16 protein-coding genes are annotated in these 14,456 nt (G+C 58.2%); 7 read left to right on the forward strand and 9 right to left on the reverse strand.

All coding sequences use genetic code 11. From position 1 onward, the window contains the following. Positions 1 to 12 precede the first annotated feature (12 nt). The 4 genes from rloA to pabB all read left to right on the forward strand — a co-directional run bounded on the left by rloA (position 13) and on the right by pabB (position 4,500). Positions 13 to 549, forward strand: coding sequence for a retropepsin-like aspartic peptidase RloA (gene rloA, locus ALO43_RS02460; protein WP_024669772.1), 537 nt, complete (start codon positions 13 to 15; stop codon positions 547 to 549). A 4-nt stretch (positions 550 to 553) separates the two neighbouring features. Next, on the forward strand, positions 554 to 2,092 hold the full coding sequence (gene rloB, locus ALO43_RS02465; protein ID WP_005897442.1) for an osmotic stress tolerance membrane protein RloB: 1,539 nt from the start codon (positions 554 to 556) through the stop codon (positions 2,090 to 2,092). Then, positions 2,092 to 3,069, forward strand: coding sequence for an alpha-L-glutamate ligase-like protein (locus ALO43_RS02470; protein ID WP_162010131.1), 978 nt, complete (start codon positions 2,092 to 2,094; stop codon positions 3,067 to 3,069). The genes rloB and ALO43_RS02470 overlap by 1 nt, the downstream gene beginning before the upstream one ends. A gap of 87 nt (positions 3,070 to 3,156) precedes the next feature. After that, on the forward strand, positions 3,157 to 4,500 hold the full coding sequence (gene pabB, locus ALO43_RS02475) for an aminodeoxychorismate synthase component I (RefSeq protein WP_054997056.1): 1,344 nt from the start codon (positions 3,157 to 3,159) through the stop codon (positions 4,498 to 4,500). A 147-nt stretch (positions 4,501 to 4,647) separates the two neighbouring features. Here the strand turns inward: pabB and thrH are convergent, their stop codons facing one another. Then, the gene (gene thrH, locus ALO43_RS02480) at positions 4,648 to 5,265 is read right to left on the reverse strand and encodes a bifunctional phosphoserine phosphatase/homoserine phosphotransferase ThrH (RefSeq protein ID WP_024669769.1); all 618 of its coding nucleotides are present in this window, start codon (positions 5,263 to 5,265) and stop codon (positions 4,648 to 4,650) included. Positions 5,266 to 5,405: 140 nt separating this feature from the next. Here thrH and ALO43_RS02485 point away from each other — a divergent pair, with 140 nt between their 5' ends. Continuing rightward, on the forward strand, positions 5,406 to 6,140 hold the full coding sequence (locus ALO43_RS02485; RefSeq protein WP_024669768.1) for a phosphoadenylyl-sulfate reductase: 735 nt from the start codon (positions 5,406 to 5,408) through the stop codon (positions 6,138 to 6,140). Between the two features lie 76 nt (positions 6,141 to 6,216). Here the strand turns inward: ALO43_RS02485 and cysB are convergent, their stop codons facing one another. The 4 genes from cysB to ALO43_RS02505 all read right to left on the reverse strand — a co-directional run bounded on the left by cysB (position 6,217) and on the right by ALO43_RS02505 (position 9,809). Further along, complete coding sequence (gene cysB, locus ALO43_RS02490) at positions 6,217 to 7,191, reverse strand: HTH-type transcriptional regulator CysB (RefSeq protein WP_003382487.1); 975 nt, start codon at positions 7,189 to 7,191, stop codon at positions 6,217 to 6,219. Between the two features lie 149 nt (positions 7,192 to 7,340). Beyond that, a complete protein-coding gene (locus ALO43_RS02495) occupies positions 7,341 to 7,835 on the reverse strand; it encodes a universal stress protein (RefSeq protein WP_005897434.1) in 495 nt (164 codons plus the stop codon). 87 nt (positions 7,836 to 7,922) lie between these two features. After that, positions 7,923 to 8,834: a 5'-nucleotidase gene (locus ALO43_RS02500; RefSeq protein ID WP_024691031.1), complete on the reverse strand. Its 912-nt coding sequence runs from the start codon at positions 8,832 to 8,834 to the stop codon at positions 7,923 to 7,925. Between the two features lie 3 nt (positions 8,835 to 8,837). Continuing rightward, positions 8,838 to 9,809, reverse strand: coding sequence for a putative 2-dehydropantoate 2-reductase (locus tag ALO43_RS02505; protein WP_054997057.1), 972 nt, complete (start codon positions 9,807 to 9,809; stop codon positions 8,838 to 8,840). A 241-nt stretch (positions 9,810 to 10,050) separates the two neighbouring features. On the opposite strand from ALO43_RS02505, the gene ALO43_RS02510 reads away from it, so the two are divergent. Beyond that, positions 10,051 to 11,127 (forward strand): 3-deoxy-7-phosphoheptulonate synthase, encoded by a 1,077-nt coding sequence (locus ALO43_RS02510; RefSeq protein ID WP_005897426.1) that lies wholly within the window; start codon positions 10,051 to 10,053, stop codon positions 11,125 to 11,127. Between the two features lie 93 nt (positions 11,128 to 11,220). Here the strand turns inward: ALO43_RS02510 and ALO43_RS02515 are convergent, their stop codons facing one another. Then, positions 11,221 to 11,508, reverse strand: a complete 288-nt coding sequence (locus tag ALO43_RS02515; RefSeq protein ID WP_024669766.1) for a GNAT family N-acetyltransferase — start codon at positions 11,506 to 11,508, stop codon at positions 11,221 to 11,223. Positions 11,509 to 11,979: 471 nt separating this feature from the next. On the opposite strand from ALO43_RS02515, the gene ALO43_RS02520 reads away from it, so the two are divergent. After that, positions 11,980 to 12,231: an Lpp/OprI family alanine-zipper lipoprotein gene (locus ALO43_RS02520; protein ID WP_003347084.1), complete on the forward strand. Its 252-nt coding sequence runs from the start codon at positions 11,980 to 11,982 to the stop codon at positions 12,229 to 12,231. A gap of 201 nt (positions 12,232 to 12,432) precedes the next feature. Here the strand turns inward: ALO43_RS02520 and ALO43_RS02525 are convergent, their stop codons facing one another. The 3 genes from ALO43_RS02525 to ALO43_RS02535 form a co-directional block, all read right to left on the reverse strand. Then, positions 12,433 to 13,398 carry a L,D-transpeptidase family protein gene (locus ALO43_RS02525; protein ID WP_005897422.1) on the reverse strand — a complete coding sequence of 322 codons (966 nt, stop codon included), beginning with the start codon at positions 13,396 to 13,398 and terminating at the stop codon, positions 12,433 to 12,435. A gap of 106 nt (positions 13,399 to 13,504) precedes the next feature. Next, on the reverse strand, positions 13,505 to 13,786 hold the full coding sequence (locus ALO43_RS02530) for a hypothetical protein (protein ID WP_005897419.1): 282 nt from the start codon (positions 13,784 to 13,786) through the stop codon (positions 13,505 to 13,507). A gap of 56 nt (positions 13,787 to 13,842) precedes the next feature. Beyond that, positions 13,843 to 14,448, reverse strand: a complete 606-nt coding sequence (locus ALO43_RS02535; protein WP_005897417.1) for an arylesterase — start codon at positions 14,446 to 14,448, stop codon at positions 13,843 to 13,845. Positions 14,449 to 14,456 lie beyond the last annotated feature (8 nt).

Consider the following 14,456-nt stretch of genomic DNA (forward strand, 5'->3'; position numbering starts at 1 on the left):
GCGCCAGGATTTATGAGACTGACTACCTTCTTCACATTGTTGTGCCTCTTGTCTTTGCCGGGTCTTACCCTGGCCGCCAACAAGACGGTCTATGGCCTTAACGAGTACGCCAGACTCACCGACATCGACGTCGAAGTCGCCGCCAAGCTGGACACCGGCGCCAAGACTGCCTCGCTGAGCGCCCGCGACATCAAGCATTTCAAACGCAACGGCGAGAGCTGGGTGCGCTTCTATGTGGCCACCGACCGCAAGCATGTCCACCCTGTCGAACGACCGCTTGCCCGAGTCAGCAAGATCAAACGACGCGCCGACGATCTTGACCCGGATGACGACAACCGGTTTTCCTCACGACCGGTGATCACGCTGGATATCTGCATGGGTGAAGTTTTACGCACCATAGAAGTGAACTTGACTGACCGAAGTGCATTCCAATACCCGCTTTTGATCGGCTCCGAGGCGTTGAAACGCTTCGATGCGCTGGTCGATCCAAGTCTTAAATATGCGGCAGGAAAGCCCGTCTGCGCTTCCGTCGCTCAAAACGCAGAGTAAATCCATGCGCTCTCTTACACTCCATCTGAAGATCCTGATCACTGTCCTGGTGACCCTGGGCATTGCGATCACGGCCTACCAGATACTGGCGCTCGGCATACCGGTGTCCGAAGACGAAACCGATGACCTGTGGAACATCGACGCCAAGGTCGAGTTCGTTGCCAACCCCAAGGACTCGGTAAAAATCCAGATGTTCGTGCCGCCGCTGGCCCACGACTACATCAGCCTCAACGAAAGCTTTATCTCGAACAATTACGGCGTCAGCGTCAATCGCGCTGACGGCAATCGAAAAGTCACGTGGTCCGCACGACGTGCCACCGGCAACCAGACACTTTATTACCGACTGGTCCTGACCAAGCGCTACAGCGGCGAGAAGCCCAAGGTCAAAGGCCCGATCTTTCGCGACAGCATGACCCTCGAAGGCCCTGAAAAAGTGGCGGCCGAAGCACTGCTTGCGCCGATCCGGCAACACTCGGCCGACGTGGAAACCTTCATCACCGAGGCTATTAAACGCGTCAACAACCTCAATGACGACAACGTCAAGCTGCTGCTGGCAGGCGACACCTCGGCCTCCAACAAGGCCCGCATCACCGAGTTGCTGCTGTCGATTGCCCACGTGCCAATGGAAAAAGCCCACACCATTCGCCTGCAAGCCGACCAGCCACAAACGCCGGAACTCTGGCTGCGCAGCTTCAATGGCAAGGAATGGCTGTACTTCAACCCTGACACGGGTGAGGCCGGCATGCCGGAAGACCGTCTGCTGTGGTGGACTGGTGAAGAAAATCTGGTCTCCGTCGAGGGCGGCAAGAAGGTGCAGGTCACTTTCAGTCTCAACAACAGTGAGATGAATGCAATGCGTCTGGCCAAACTGACCGACGCCAGCACCGACTCGGACTTCCTCGCCTATTCGCTGTACGGCCTGCCGCTGCAGACTCAACAGACCTTCATGGTCATGGTGATGATCCCGATCGGCGTATTGGTCATCCTGATCCTGCGCAACCTGATCGGCCTGCAGACGCTGGGGACGTTCACGCCGGTACTGATTGCCCTGGCGTTCCGCGAGACTCAGCTGGGCTTCGGGATTGTCCTGTTTACCGTGATCACGGCCCTGGGCCTGTCACTGCGCTCATACCTGGAGCACCTGAAACTGCAGATGCTCCCGCGTCTCTCGGTGGTACTGACCTTCGTTGTGGTGCTGATTGCCGCCATCAGCCTGTTCAGCCACAAGCTGGGGCTGGAACGCGGCCTGTCGGTGGCACTGTTCCCGATGGTGATTTTGACCATGACCATTGAACGCCTGTCGATCACTTGGGAAGAGCGCGGCGGCAGCCATGCCATGAAAGTTGCAATCGGCACGCTGTTCGCGGCGTCTCTTGCACACCTGATCATGAGCGTGCCGGAACTGACCTATTTCGTCTTCACCTTCCCTGCCGTGCTGCTGATTCTGGTTGGCTTCATGCTGGCCATGGGCAGATACCGTGGCTACCGACTGACCGAGCTGGTGCGCTTCAAGGCATTCCTCAAAGAGGAAAAAGCCAAGTGATGGGCTGGTGGAAGACCTGGAAAGCACTGGAAGCCCGCGGCATCATGGGCATCAATCGGCGTAATGCCGACTTCGTGCTCAAGTACAACAAGCGCAGCCTGTACCCGATAGTCGATGACAAGATCATCACCAAGGAGCGGGCCATCGCTGCGGGCATTCACGTTCCGGAGATGTACGGGGTGATTTCCACGGAAAAGGAAATCGACCGGCTCGACGAGATCATCGGCGGCCACAACGACTTCGTGATAAAACCTGCCCAAGGCGCAGGCGGCGATGGCATTCTGGTTATTGCCGACCGCTTCGAGGATCGCTTTCGCACGGTTTCCGGGCGCATCATCAGCCACTCGGAAATCGAGCATCAGGTATCCAGCATCCTCACCGGCCTCTACTCGTTGGGCGGACACCGCGACCGGGCACTGATTGAATACCGGGTGGTCCCCGACTCGATCTTCAAGAGCATCAGCTATGAAGGTGTACCGGACATTCGCATCATCGTGCTGATGGGCTATCCGGTGATGGCCATGTTGCGCCTGCCGACTCGTCAATCAGGCGGCAAGGCAAATCTGCACCAGGGCGCCATCGGCGTCGGCGTCGATCTGGCCACCGGCGTGACACTGCAAGGCACGTGGCTGAACAACATCATCAGCAAGCACCCTGACACGACACACTCCGTAGACGGCGTACAACTGCCCAACTGGGACGGTTTCATGAAGCTTTCAGCCGAGTGCTACGAGCTGTGCGGCCTGGGCTATATCGGCGTCGATATGGTGCTGGATCAGGACAAGGGGCCGCTGATTCTGGAACTGAACGCACGCCCCGGCCTGAATATCCAGATCGCCAACGACACCGGCCTGACGCACCGCACCCAGGCGGTCGAAGCACGGCTGGAACAACTGGCCCTCGAAGGACGCCAGGAATCGCCTCAGGAACGGGTCGATTTTGCGCAGCAGCTGTTCGGCCATGTGCCCAACGCCTGAGTCATGCCTACGCCCGACATACTGCTAGGAGCGGCCGGACAGCAAGGCTACAATCGCCGGCCGCGCTCTCAAGACTGACGCTCGATAATGTCCACTTGCTCGATACACTCTCTACCCTACAGCGCTGACCCGGCCGTGTTTTTTTCACGCCTGCGTGAGGCGTCGGGCGCGGTACTGCTCGACAGCGGCAGACCGGTCGCCACGCGTGGCCGATATGACCTGCTCAGCGCCTGGCCAGTCGACACACTAGTGGTTGCAGAGGGTGAGACAGGCACGGCTTATCTTCAGCGGCTGCGCGACAGCCTGACTGCACTGGGAACGGCAACCCTGCCCGCAGGCTGCGAACTGCCGTTCACCGGCGGCCTGATAGGGTATCTGGGTTACGAGTTTGGTCGACGCCTCGAACCGCTGCCTGAGCAGGCCCGCAACGATCTGCAGTTGCCAGAGGCACGTCTGGGGCTCTATGCCTGGGCGCTGATCAGTGATCATAAGCGCGGCACCAGCCAACTGGTGTTTCACCCGTCATTGAGCGCGAGCGAGCGTGCACGTCTGATTGACCTGTTCAGCACCAGCACACTGTCGCAACGCACCCGTTTCGAGCTCGGCCAGGCGTTTCAGGCCAGCATCAGCGCAGATGACTATCGACAGGCTTTCGCGCGCATCCAGGCCTACATCCAGGCGGGCGATTGCTATCAGGTCAATTTCGCGCAACGCTTTCAGGCCCAGTGCTCAGGCGATCCATGGGCAGCCTACTGCGCGTTGCGGGCGGCTTGCCCTACCCCGTTTGCCGGTTATCTGGCATTGCCGGGAACTGACGCCATCCTGAGCCTTTCTCCTGAGCGCTTTGTCAGGGTCAGCTCACGGCAGGTGGAAACCCGCCCCATCAAAGGCACGCGGCCGCGCAGCGCAGATACTGCTCAGGACGCCGCTCTTGCCCTGGAATTGCTGGCCAGCGAGAAAGACCGCGCCGAAAACCTGATGATCGTCGACCTGCTGCGCAACGATCTGGGCCGCAGTTGCAGCATCGGTTCGGTGAAAGTCCCTGAACTGTTCAGCCTGGAAAGCTACCCCAATGTTCACCACCTGGTGAGCAGCGTGACCGGCGAACTGGCAGCCGGCAACGATGCACTGGACCTGATCGCCGGCAGCTTTCCCGGGGGCTCCATTACCGGCGCGCCGAAGATTCGTGCCATGCAGATCATCGACGAACTGGAACCGACCCGCCGCAGCCTGTACTGCGGCTCGCTGATGTATCTGGATGTTCGCGGCGAAATGGACAGCTCTATCGCCATCCGTAGCCTGCTGGTCAAAAACGGACAAATTTCCTGCTGGGGCGGCGGCGGTATCGTCGCCGATTCCGACTGCGAGGCCGAGTATCAGGAAACCTTCACCAAGGTCCGCGTGCTCATGGAGACGCTCGAAGCGCTTTGAGATCCAGCTTCTGTGGGGCGAGCCTGTTCGCAAATGCGTCGGTTCGGGCATCAGGATTTCGCCTATGCACAGCCCCTTTCGCGAACAAGCCAAGCGTCGCCCGGTTCGCGCTTGATTTACTTATGGCCGCTACAGGGCACGTTTCGCCTAAAGCAACAAATCCCGATTCGACGCCTTGATGAATTCTTTCTTCAAGTCCTCAAACGTATGCACCGCCGGGAACTGCGGGAATTCTCGGATCACGTTGTCAGGTGCGTGAAACAGGATACCCGCATCAGCTTCGCCCAGCATCGTGGTGTCGTTGTACGAATCGCCCGCTGCAATGATGCGGTAATAGAGACTCTTGAAGGCCAGTACCGACTGACGCTTCGGGTCTTTCTGGCGTAGTTGATAACTGACCACACGGTCGTTTTCATCAGTGATCAACCGATGACACAGCAGCGTCGGGAACCCCAACTGACGCATCAGCGGCTGGGAGAACTCGTAGAACGTGTCCGACAGAATCACCACTTGAAAACGCTCACGCAGCCAGTCGACAAACTCTGCAGCGCCCTCCAGCGGCCTGAGGGTGCTGATCACCTCTTGAATGTCCGCCAGCTTCAGACCGTGCTCATCCAGAATACGCAGGCGTTGGCTCATCAGTACGTCATAGTCAGGGATGTCCCGAGTGGTCGCACGCAATGACTCAATGTCGGTTTTTTCGGCAAAGGCGATCCAGATTTCCGGGACCAGCACACCCTCAAGGTCCAGACAGGCAATTTCCACAGCACACTCCTCAAGGGCTTTGCTATCAAACGGATAGCGGCACTCTAGTCGCTGGCACGGGCCATTGAACAGTGGATTTGTTACCATTGCCGGCATTACGAGCGCTTAAGCGCCACTCTTGAATTCAAGGAAGCCGCCTGATGAGCCAACCTTTCGACGTCGCTGAGCTGGCGACCACGTATGCCAACAAATCCGCGCAGGACATTCTGAAACTGGCTTTCGAGCACTTTGGCGACGAGCTGTGGATTTCGTTCAGCGGCGCCGAAGATGTCGTGCTGGTGGACATGGCGTGGAAACTGAACAAAAACGTCAAGGTTTTCAGTCTGGATACAGGCCGCCTGCACGCGGAAACCTATCGCTTCATCGAGCAGGTGCGTGATCACTACCAGATCGAGATCGAGATCATCTCGCCGGACCAGAGCAAGCTGGAGCCTTTCGTCAAGGAAAAGGGCCTGTTCAGTTTCTATCGGGACGGTCATGGCGAGTGCTGCGGCATTCGCAAGATCGAGCCGTTGCGCCGCAAATTGTCAGGGGTCAAGGCCTGGGCGACCGGTCAGCGCCGCGACCAGAGCCCCGGCACCCGCAGCGCCGTCGCTGCGCTGGAGATCGACAGCGCGTTCTCGACAGTCGAACGCACGCTGTACAAGTTCAACCCTTTGGCACAGATGAGCAGCGAGGAAATCTGGGGCTATATCCGTATGCTGGAGCTGCCTTACAACAGCCTGCACGAGCGCGGCTTCATAAGCATTGGCTGCGAACCCTGCACTCGCCCGGTACTGCCGAACCAGCATGAACGCGAAGGACGCTGGTGGTGGGAAGAGGCCACGCAAAAAGAATGCGGACTGCACGCAGGCAACCTGATAGCGCGCAGTTAATGTAGCGAGCAACGAGCGGCAAGCTACAAGTCAAAGCGTGAAGGCTCTGGCTTGCAGCTTGAGGCTCGAACTGCCTCTAGTGCACCGGCAGTTCGACGTTGGCAAACAGCTCTTCCATTTCCTGTTTGTTGTGGCACTGAATCGCCTTGGCCATGACCTCGCGGGTCAGGTGCGGAGCGAATTTCTCGATGAAATCGCACATGAAGCCACGCAGGAAAGTGCCGCGACGGAAGGCAATCTTGGTCACGCTGGACTCGAACAGGTCGCTGGCGTCGAGCACTACCAGATCGCTGTCAACTTCTTCATCCACCGCCATTCGCGCCACAATCCCAACGCCAAGATTCAGCCTGACGTAAGTCTTGATAACGTCAGCATCTGCCGCTGTGAACACGACTTTCGGCACCAGGCCGCGGTGGCTGAATGCTTCGTCCAGCTTGGAACGGCCTGTAAAACCGAAGACGTAAGTCACTATCGGGTATTCGGCGAGCAACTCCAGCGTCAGCTTCGGCACCTTGGTCAGGGGATGCCCCTGAGGCACCACAACGCAACGGTTCCAGCGATAGCAGGGCATCATCACCAGGTCGCTGAACTGCTCGAGCGCTTCGGTGGCGATAGCAAAATCAACCGTCCCGTCAGCCGCCATTTCGGCAATCTGCATCGGCGACCCCTGATGCATATGCAGCGCGACGTCAGGGTACTGCTTGATGAAATTGCTGATAACCGGGGGCAGTGCATAACGTGCTTGCGTGTGAGTGGTTGCGATCGACAGCGTGCCTTTCTTCTCGTTGGAGAATTCCTGGGCAATTTGCTTGATGCTCTCGACCTTGCGCAGGATTTCACCGGCCGTGGTGATGATTCGCTCTCCGGCTGGCGTCACGCGCGTCAGGTGCTTGCCGCTGCGGGCAAACACCTCGACGCCCAGCTCGTCTTCAAGCAGACGGATCTGCTTGCTGATCCCGGGCTGAGAGGTATAAAGGCTTTGGGCCGTCGCGGAAACGTTGAGGTCGTGGTGCGCCACTTCCCAAATGTAGCGCAATTGTTGGAGCTTCATATGTATCCCTCAAAGCAGATAAACCCGATGGGTATCAGCGACGGTATATAACTGGATTAATGGTGAGACGAATAATTCTAGAACTTTTTATCACCTTTGTAAGGTGATCGCACGCTCGATTTCATTAAAACCACCAAATGACGCTCACCCTACCCTCGCCCTTTTTTAAGCATGATTGGCACCATGTAGACGGGCACGTCGGAAAACTGCAAGACCCTGGACGCTGTTCGACCTGTCGATGCCCCCCCTTCCACCCGGCGGCTGTGGCTGCCGACTACCAGCAGGTCCACGTTCAGTTTGCGTGCCTGCTCGAGAATGATGCTGGCGGGCTCTCCCTGAATGACACGCACTGTGCGGATCAACGACAGATCAGAGTGACCCTCCCCGAGCTCCTCCCGATACCCGTCAAGCATCCGTTGCTCTATGCCCTCCAGAAACGCCTCCACACCTTTGCCGTGAAGCTCTCGCAGCGCATCCTGCCCAAGGTAAGTTTGCAGGACCGATTCGGCAAACAGCCCTAAGGGTTCGACAACATGGATAACGTACAGCCCGGCGTTGAACGTTCTTGCCAGCGCCAACGCGTGCTGCGTCACATACGGCGCAAACAGACCCAAGTCTGTGGCATACAGCATCGAACGCACCATACAACCTCCCGTACAACCAGAATGGCGGAGATTGACACAGCGTAGCAGTGCATCAGGCGCTGCGACGGCAGACTGCTCGGTACCCGTTCACGTCAGTGGCTTTATTTCGTTGCTGATACCGTGCGGAACATGACCTGTGGCAACTACGTCGCGAGCTTTTTCGCAGTGCCCTGGCTGATCGTCGAAAAACACATCGGCAGCGAACGCTTCAAGGAACGCCGACTTTTGCAAGCCACCGAGAAACAGCGACTCGTCCAGCCGGATATCCCATTCACGCAACGTACGGATCACTCGCTCGTGCGCAGGGGCCGATCGCGCAGTGACCAGCGCCGTACGAATCGGACAGCTTGCATCGGGAAATTCGCGCTGGAGCTTGTTTAGCGCAGCAAGAAACGGCTTGAACGGCCCGCCGCGCAAGGGCTCGCGGGCAGATTCACGTTCGCTGGCCTGAAAAGCGGCCAACCCGCCATTTTGATAAACCCGTTCCGACTCGTCGGAAAACAACACCGCATCGCCATCGAACGCGATACGCAGTTCGCCACTGGCGGCACGCCGCGCACCGCCGGACAGAATAGTCGCGGCGGCGAACCCGGCGTCCAGCGCGCTGCGCACATCTTCGGCGTGGGTCGACAGAAACAGATGGCAACCGAACGCCGCCAGATAAGGGTAAGGACTGCGCCCGCCAGCGAAAGCTGCGCGGCTGATATCGAGCCCGTAATGCTGAATCGAATTGAATACCCGCAGGCCGGTGTCGGCACTGTTGCGCGAGACCAGAACCACTTCGACCCGCGCCCTGCCCAGGCTGACGTTGAGGTTCAACAGTTTTTCTACCAGAGCAAAAGCATCGCCCTGCTCGAGGATGCCGTCCTCGTGCTCAATCTGATACTTGCGATAGGCCTCAATGCCATCCGCCATGTACACCGCGTGGCTGTCACGCAGGTCGAACAGCGCTCTGGATGAAATGGCCAGTACCAGTTTATCGTCATCATTCTCGATCATTACTCACTCCTCGCCTGATCGACGGTTGTCGCGATCAACAAATGCCAACGCCTGGTAAAGCGCCCGGACACGGACCATGTCAAAGCCGGCTGCAAGCGCGGCCGCCAGAGGCCGGGCATAAATGGCTTCCAGCTCTAGCGGACGCCGTTCGACACGATCGTGGTACATGCTTGGCCTGTAGTCGGGCATGGTTTCAGTGACCGAAAGCAGGTGCTGCGCGAACCCGGCAGGCAACACATGACCGCACGCCTCGGCGCCCAGCACCACTTCGTCCATCAATGCACGGATCAGCGCCTGACTGTCGGGGTCGCTCATCAAGCGGCCAGTCCCTGCCTGCAACAGAGCCGACAGCCCGTTGTAGGGCACATTCCAGACCAGTTTCTGCCAGCGGGCCTGGCGCAGATCGGCCATTACCGGAGCGTCGATCCCGGCAGCGACGAACAAGGCCGCGCACGCTTCGACGATGGTCAGACGGCTGGCCTCGTCGACAGCAGGGCCGCTGTGGTAACCGACACTGACCGCGCCGAACGCCTGATGGGTGATGACACCCGGCGAGGCCCGATGCAGACAAACGAAACACAGCCCGCCCAACAGGTGCAAGCCGTCAGGCAGCACCGCGCGCAGTTGATCTTCAACGGCGAGGCCGTTTTGCAACAGCAACACGCCCGCATTCGGTGCTGCAACCTGCCGGATGATCGGACCCAGCTCGGCATTACCGGTGCTCTTGGTGCCAATCAGCAACCAGTCACAACGCGGCATGTCGGCGGCCGAGCGATAAGCCTGGACAGGCTGCAGGTGCAAATCGCCATGTACCGCGCTACTGACCCGCAAACCATTGGACACCACCGCCTCAAACTCGCTGCGCAGCAGGAAATGCACGTCAAAGCCGGCGCGTGCCAGCATCAGCCCGTAAAATCCACCGATGGCACCGGTACCGATAATGCCGACCCGTGGCCGATGGGGAATGACACTCATAAGGACTCCCTTGGCTGTCCGGATATTTCTGGCCGTACACTATCCTTCTCGGCGGATTGTCTTGCAATACGAAGACACAACCCAGCTGGCAGCCTGCGAACCCGTGCGATACCTCGTTTACTTATTGTCGAACAACGCGATAACGCGCTAAGGTTCGGCTCCCCGCTGCGCTCAAACCTGCTGGGCACCGCCGCACGGGGGACCGTTGGCGGCCAGTACCCGCGACCTGATGAGTAACACGATGGCTGATTTACCGATTAATGACCTCAACGTTGCGTCCAATGAGACCCTGATCACCCCGGATCAGCTCAAGCGCGACATCCCGCTGACCGATGCTGCCCTGCGCACCGTCAGTCAGGGCCGTGAAGTGATTCGCAATATTCTCGACGGCAACGATCACCGTCTGTTCATTGTGATCGGCCCCTGCTCGATCCATGACCTGAAGGCCGCCAAGGAATATGCCGAGCGCCTGAAGACACTGGCTGCGGAAGTTTCCGACACGCTGTATCTGGTCATGCGCGTCTACTTCGAGAAGCCGCGCACCACGGTCGGCTGGAAAGGTCTGATCAACGATCCTTATCTCGATGATTCTTTCAAGATTCAGGACGGCCTGCACATTGGTCGCCAGTTGCTGCTGGACCTGGCTGAAATGGGTCTGCCGACGGCCACCGAAGCGCTTGACCCGATCTCTCCGCAATATCTGCAAGACCTGATCAGCTGGTCCGCCATTGGCGCACGCACCACTGAATCACAGACGCACCGCGAGATGGCTTCCGGCCTGTCTTCGGCAGTCGGCTTCAAGAACGGCACCGATGGCGGCCTGACCGTTGCCATCAACGCCTTGCAGTCGGTTTCCAGCCCGCATCGCTTCCTCGGCATCAACCAGGAAGGCGGCGTGTCGATCGTGACCACCAAGGGCAATGCCTATGGCCACGTCGTACTGCGCGGCGGCAATGGCAAGCCCAACTATGATTCGGTCAGCGTGGCACTCTGCGAACAGGCCCTGAACAAATCCGGCATTCGTCCGAACATCATGGTCGACTGCAGCCACGCCAACTCGAACAAGGACCCGGCGCTGCAGCCTCTGGTCATGGAGAACGTCGCCAACCAGATTCTGGAAGGCAACGAATCGATCATCGGCCTGATGGTCGAGAGCCACCTCAATTGGGGCTGTCAGTCGATCCCGAAAGACCTGTCGGAATTGCAATACGGCGTGTCCATTACCGACGCGTGCATCGACTGGGAAAGCACTGAGAAAACCTTGCGTAGCATGCATGCGAAACTCAAGGGTGTATTGCCTGCGCGCAAGCGCAAGTGATCTGACAGGTCGGTATTCAGCGAGCAGATACGCAGTGACGAAAACGCCGGGCAAATGCCCGGCGTTTTTCATGGTGACAGTCATTCGATCAGGTCAGAGCTTGGCAGCCTGCGACTGAAGGTCATGAAGTTCCATATAACGCTCCACATACGAGCAGGACGGTATGACGGAATAACCCATGCTGTCTGCGTAGTCGAGCGCCTCTTTGGTGAGGGCAGCCGCAATTCCACGCCCGCGCAAGGCATCGGGTACGAAGGTCCGGTAGAAATCGAGGGTCTGCTTCCCGAGATCCATGTAGGTCAGGTAGGCACGATGGCCGTCGATAATAATTTCGAAATGATGGCCGATTTCGTCATGGTGGATGGACAGCGCCTCGCTCATCGTTACTCCTAGCGGGTCTTGGAATTGGACCCCTACCTTACCGGTCTTTTTCAGGCGAAGGAACATCCACGCCACCAGTGTCTGTTCATGACACCGAAAACAACATTGCCGATATCGACAAACAGCACCCTGAGATAGTAGGCGCCATTGTTGAATATGCTCAAGCGCAGCAAGCGTAAATACACGTAAATATTCCAGCCTGTCGACCAGCCGTATGGCACGGCAACGCATGATCAGTGACCCGAATGCAAAAGCAGGATGCTCGCGAGCCCGCACTTGCCGCCTTCCAGTGGATAGTTTTTGTACAGAATGCGCGAGAAGTAACGCGGAACACTTTTAAAGCAGCTAAATTTAGCAGCTTCTTGCGCTGGGTCCGTTTACTTACTACAAACAATGGGTACTATGTACGCCGGTCGTTTTCTCATTTTCGAGAGATGACTAATTTGAAAAAATTCCTTTAAGGTGAACACGATGAACAACGTTCTGAAATTCTCTGCTCTGGCTCTGGCCGCAGTTCTGGCTACCGGTTGCAGCAGCGTATCCAAAGAAACCGAAGCTCGTCTGACAGCTACCGAAGACGCAGCAGCTCGTTCGCAAGCACGTGCCGACGAAGCCTACCGCAAGGCTGACGAAGCTATGGCTGCTGCTCAAAAAGCTCAGCAAACTGCTGACGAAGCCAACGAGCGCGCTCTGCGCATGTTGGACAAAGCTAGCCGCAAGTAATAATCCTCCGGGATTATTGAAAGCCGATCCGGCAACGGGTCGGCTTTTTTTTATGTTCTTTTGATTCTCGTTCCCACGCTGCGCGTGGTAATGCATTTCGTGACTCCCTGCGTCAGCAGGGTTCTGACGACGAATATCGTGCCAACGCTCCGCGCAGGCACGAGAATCACGCGGAACTTCACGAGACGGAATGACGACGCTTTACTGAAAAATTACCGGCTCTTCAGCACTCGAAGGCGCTTTACCCGGTTCTGCGATTTCCACCGGCATGCCATCTTCAGCGGCCACCACATCACGCACCAGATCCCAGTTCATGCGCAGGTTGTTGCCCAGATCGTCACGTTTGAGCAGCGCATTGATGACCGCCGTGTGTTTGTCGACCACTGACGGGTTACCCTGGTCATCGACCGGCGTGTGCGCCTCAAGGTAAACCTTGCCGCCACTGAGGCCGAATTTGTAAGGCTCGCTGATGATGCGCACAGTGGTGCCGACAGGGGCCATGTCAGCCAGTTCAAGCACGTTGTTATTGTACATGCGGAAGCAGCCATGGCTGGTGCGCATGCCAATGCCAAACTTCTTGTTCGAGCCGTGAATCAGATAGCCGGACATCCCCAGGCCGAACTTGAATGGCCCAAGCGGGTTGTCCGGACCGGCGGGCACGACGTCTGGCAGCGGATCGCCGTCAGCGGCATGTTCGGCCTTGATCGATGCAGGCGGCGTCCAGGTAGGGTTCGGCGTCTTGGCAATGACCTTGGTCACACCGATAGGCGAGCCCCAGCCTTCACGCCCTACCCCGAGTGGATAGGTGTGCACCACATTCTGCCCCTTGGGGTAGTAATACATGCGGTACTCGGCCAGGTTGATCACGATCCCTTCACGCGGGCCCGGTGGCAGGATGAAACGGGTCGGCAGCACGATGTCCTTGCCCGCGCCTGGCAACCACGGATCGACGCCAGGGTTGGCGGCGATCATTTCCAGATAGCCCAGATCATATTTCGTGCCCAGATCGGCGAAGGTATCTTCGTATTTGGCCTTGATGACCTGCACCTGGCCCACGATGTCCTCGCCAGGCGGCGGCAACGGGAACTCCAGAGCATGGACAGAGCTCACCGCGCACAGAGCAGCAAGTGACAGACAGCGGGTAACGGCTGGAATGCGCGACAACATCCGGGAAGATCCTTCGGTTCTACAAGGTAAATACAAAAAATGAAGTGTACACCTGGACTTGCCGGATCGGGGATATCCGGATCCGGCCATTGCGCTGCGCCGACAGCTAGAGTTCAGGCCAGATAGGGTTCATCCCTCTGCGCTGCGCATCAATGATGGCCTTGCACAAGGGGCACAGTCGCTCGTCGCGCATGACCTGCAGCTCGACCGGAGACATTTGCGGCCGGGCAGGCAACAACGTGCCACATAACGTTCGGTCGATTGAGCCGCCCAGCTCAAGTTGGCGCGCGATCAGATGCACCCGCACTTCCTGACAGGCGAACAGATCCAGCTGTTCATGAGGTTCAAGCATTTGATAGGCGTACAGGGACCAGGCGGGACGCGGCATGGGGGGCTCCAGATCGGGGGCGCCACATTAGCCGAAAGCCCCCGTGCAGGAAAGCCTCAAAGCAGCGGTTTCAGGCTCGGCCAGACATTTTCCAGCAACTTGTCCTGAGCCGCCGCCGCGGGATGCAGACCATCAGCCTGCATCAGCTCGGGCACGCCGCCTACGCCTTCCAGAAAGAAAGGCACGAACGGCACCTTTTTCTCATCAGCCAGATGGCTATATACCTCTTTGAACGCAGTGGTGTAACGCGGCCCGTAATTGGGCGGGATCTGCATGCCGAGCAGCAACACCTTGGCACCAGCTGCCCGAGCGCTGTCGATCATCGATGAAAGGTTTTGTTGCAATTGAGCAGGCTGCTGGCCGCGCAGCCCATCGTTGCCACCCAGCTCGAGAATAACCAGCTCGGGCTTATGCTCTGCAAGCAGCGCAGGCAGACGCGCTTGGCCTCCGGCGCTGGTGTCGCCGCTGATCGATGCATTGACCACCTTGTCGTCGTATCCCTCCTTCCTGAGCCGTTGCTCCAGCAGGCTGACCCACCCCACACGGGTATCCAGGCCGAAAGCCGCACTGATACTATCCCCAACGATCAACACCGTGCCCGCCATCGCGCCCTGTGACAACAACAGCAACCCCAGGCCAGCACTTAAAAACCACGCACGCATCGGATTCT

This window comes from Pseudomonas tremae, assembly GCF_001401155.1.
In the GTDB taxonomy this organism is placed as follows: Bacteria; Pseudomonadota; Gammaproteobacteria; order Pseudomonadales; family Pseudomonadaceae; genus Aquipseudomonas; species Aquipseudomonas tremae.

Excerpts from the sequence above, each read along its gene's own strand:
- rloA (WP_024669772.1), top strand. The coding sequence starts at position 13 with ATGAGACTGACTACCTTCTTCACATTGTTGTGCCTCTTGTCTTTGCCG.
- rloB (WP_005897442.1), top strand. The coding sequence starts at position 554 with ATGCGCTCTCTTACACTCCATCTGAAGATCCTGATCACTGTCCTGGTG.
- ALO43_RS02470 (WP_162010131.1), top strand. The coding sequence starts at position 2,092 with ATGGGCTGGTGGAAGACCTGGAAAGCACTGGAAGCCCGCGGCATCATG.
- pabB (WP_054997056.1), top strand. The coding sequence starts at position 3,157 with ATGTCCACTTGCTCGATACACTCTCTACCCTACAGCGCTGACCCGGCC.
- ALO43_RS02485 (WP_024669768.1), top strand. The coding sequence starts at position 5,406 with ATGAGCCAACCTTTCGACGTCGCTGAGCTGGCGACCACGTATGCCAAC.
- cysB (WP_003382487.1), bottom strand. The coding sequence starts at position 7,191 with ATGAAGCTCCAACAATTGCGCTACATTTGGGAAGTGGCGCACCACGAC.
- ALO43_RS02495 (WP_005897434.1), bottom strand. The coding sequence starts at position 7,835 with ATGGTGCGTTCGATGCTGTATGCCACAGACTTGGGTCTGTTTGCGCCG.
- ALO43_RS02500 (WP_024691031.1), bottom strand. The coding sequence starts at position 8,834 with ATGATCGAGAATGATGACGATAAACTGGTACTGGCCATTTCATCCAGA.
- ALO43_RS02505 (WP_054997057.1), bottom strand. The coding sequence starts at position 9,809 with ATGAGTGTCATTCCCCATCGGCCACGGGTCGGCATTATCGGTACCGGT.
- ALO43_RS02510 (WP_005897426.1), top strand. The coding sequence starts at position 10,051 with ATGGCTGATTTACCGATTAATGACCTCAACGTTGCGTCCAATGAGACC.
- ALO43_RS02515 (WP_024669766.1), bottom strand. The coding sequence starts at position 11,508 with ATGAGCGAGGCGCTGTCCATCCACCATGACGAAATCGGCCATCATTTC.
- ALO43_RS02520 (WP_003347084.1), top strand. The coding sequence starts at position 11,980 with ATGAACAACGTTCTGAAATTCTCTGCTCTGGCTCTGGCCGCAGTTCTG.
- ALO43_RS02525 (WP_005897422.1), bottom strand. The coding sequence starts at position 13,398 with ATGTTGTCGCGCATTCCAGCCGTTACCCGCTGTCTGTCACTTGCTGCT.
- ALO43_RS02530 (WP_005897419.1), bottom strand. The coding sequence starts at position 13,786 with ATGCCGCGTCCCGCCTGGTCCCTGTACGCCTATCAAATGCTTGAACCT.
- ALO43_RS02535 (WP_005897417.1), bottom strand. The coding sequence starts at position 14,448 with ATGCGTGCGTGGTTTTTAAGTGCTGGCCTGGGGTTGCTGTTGTTGTCA.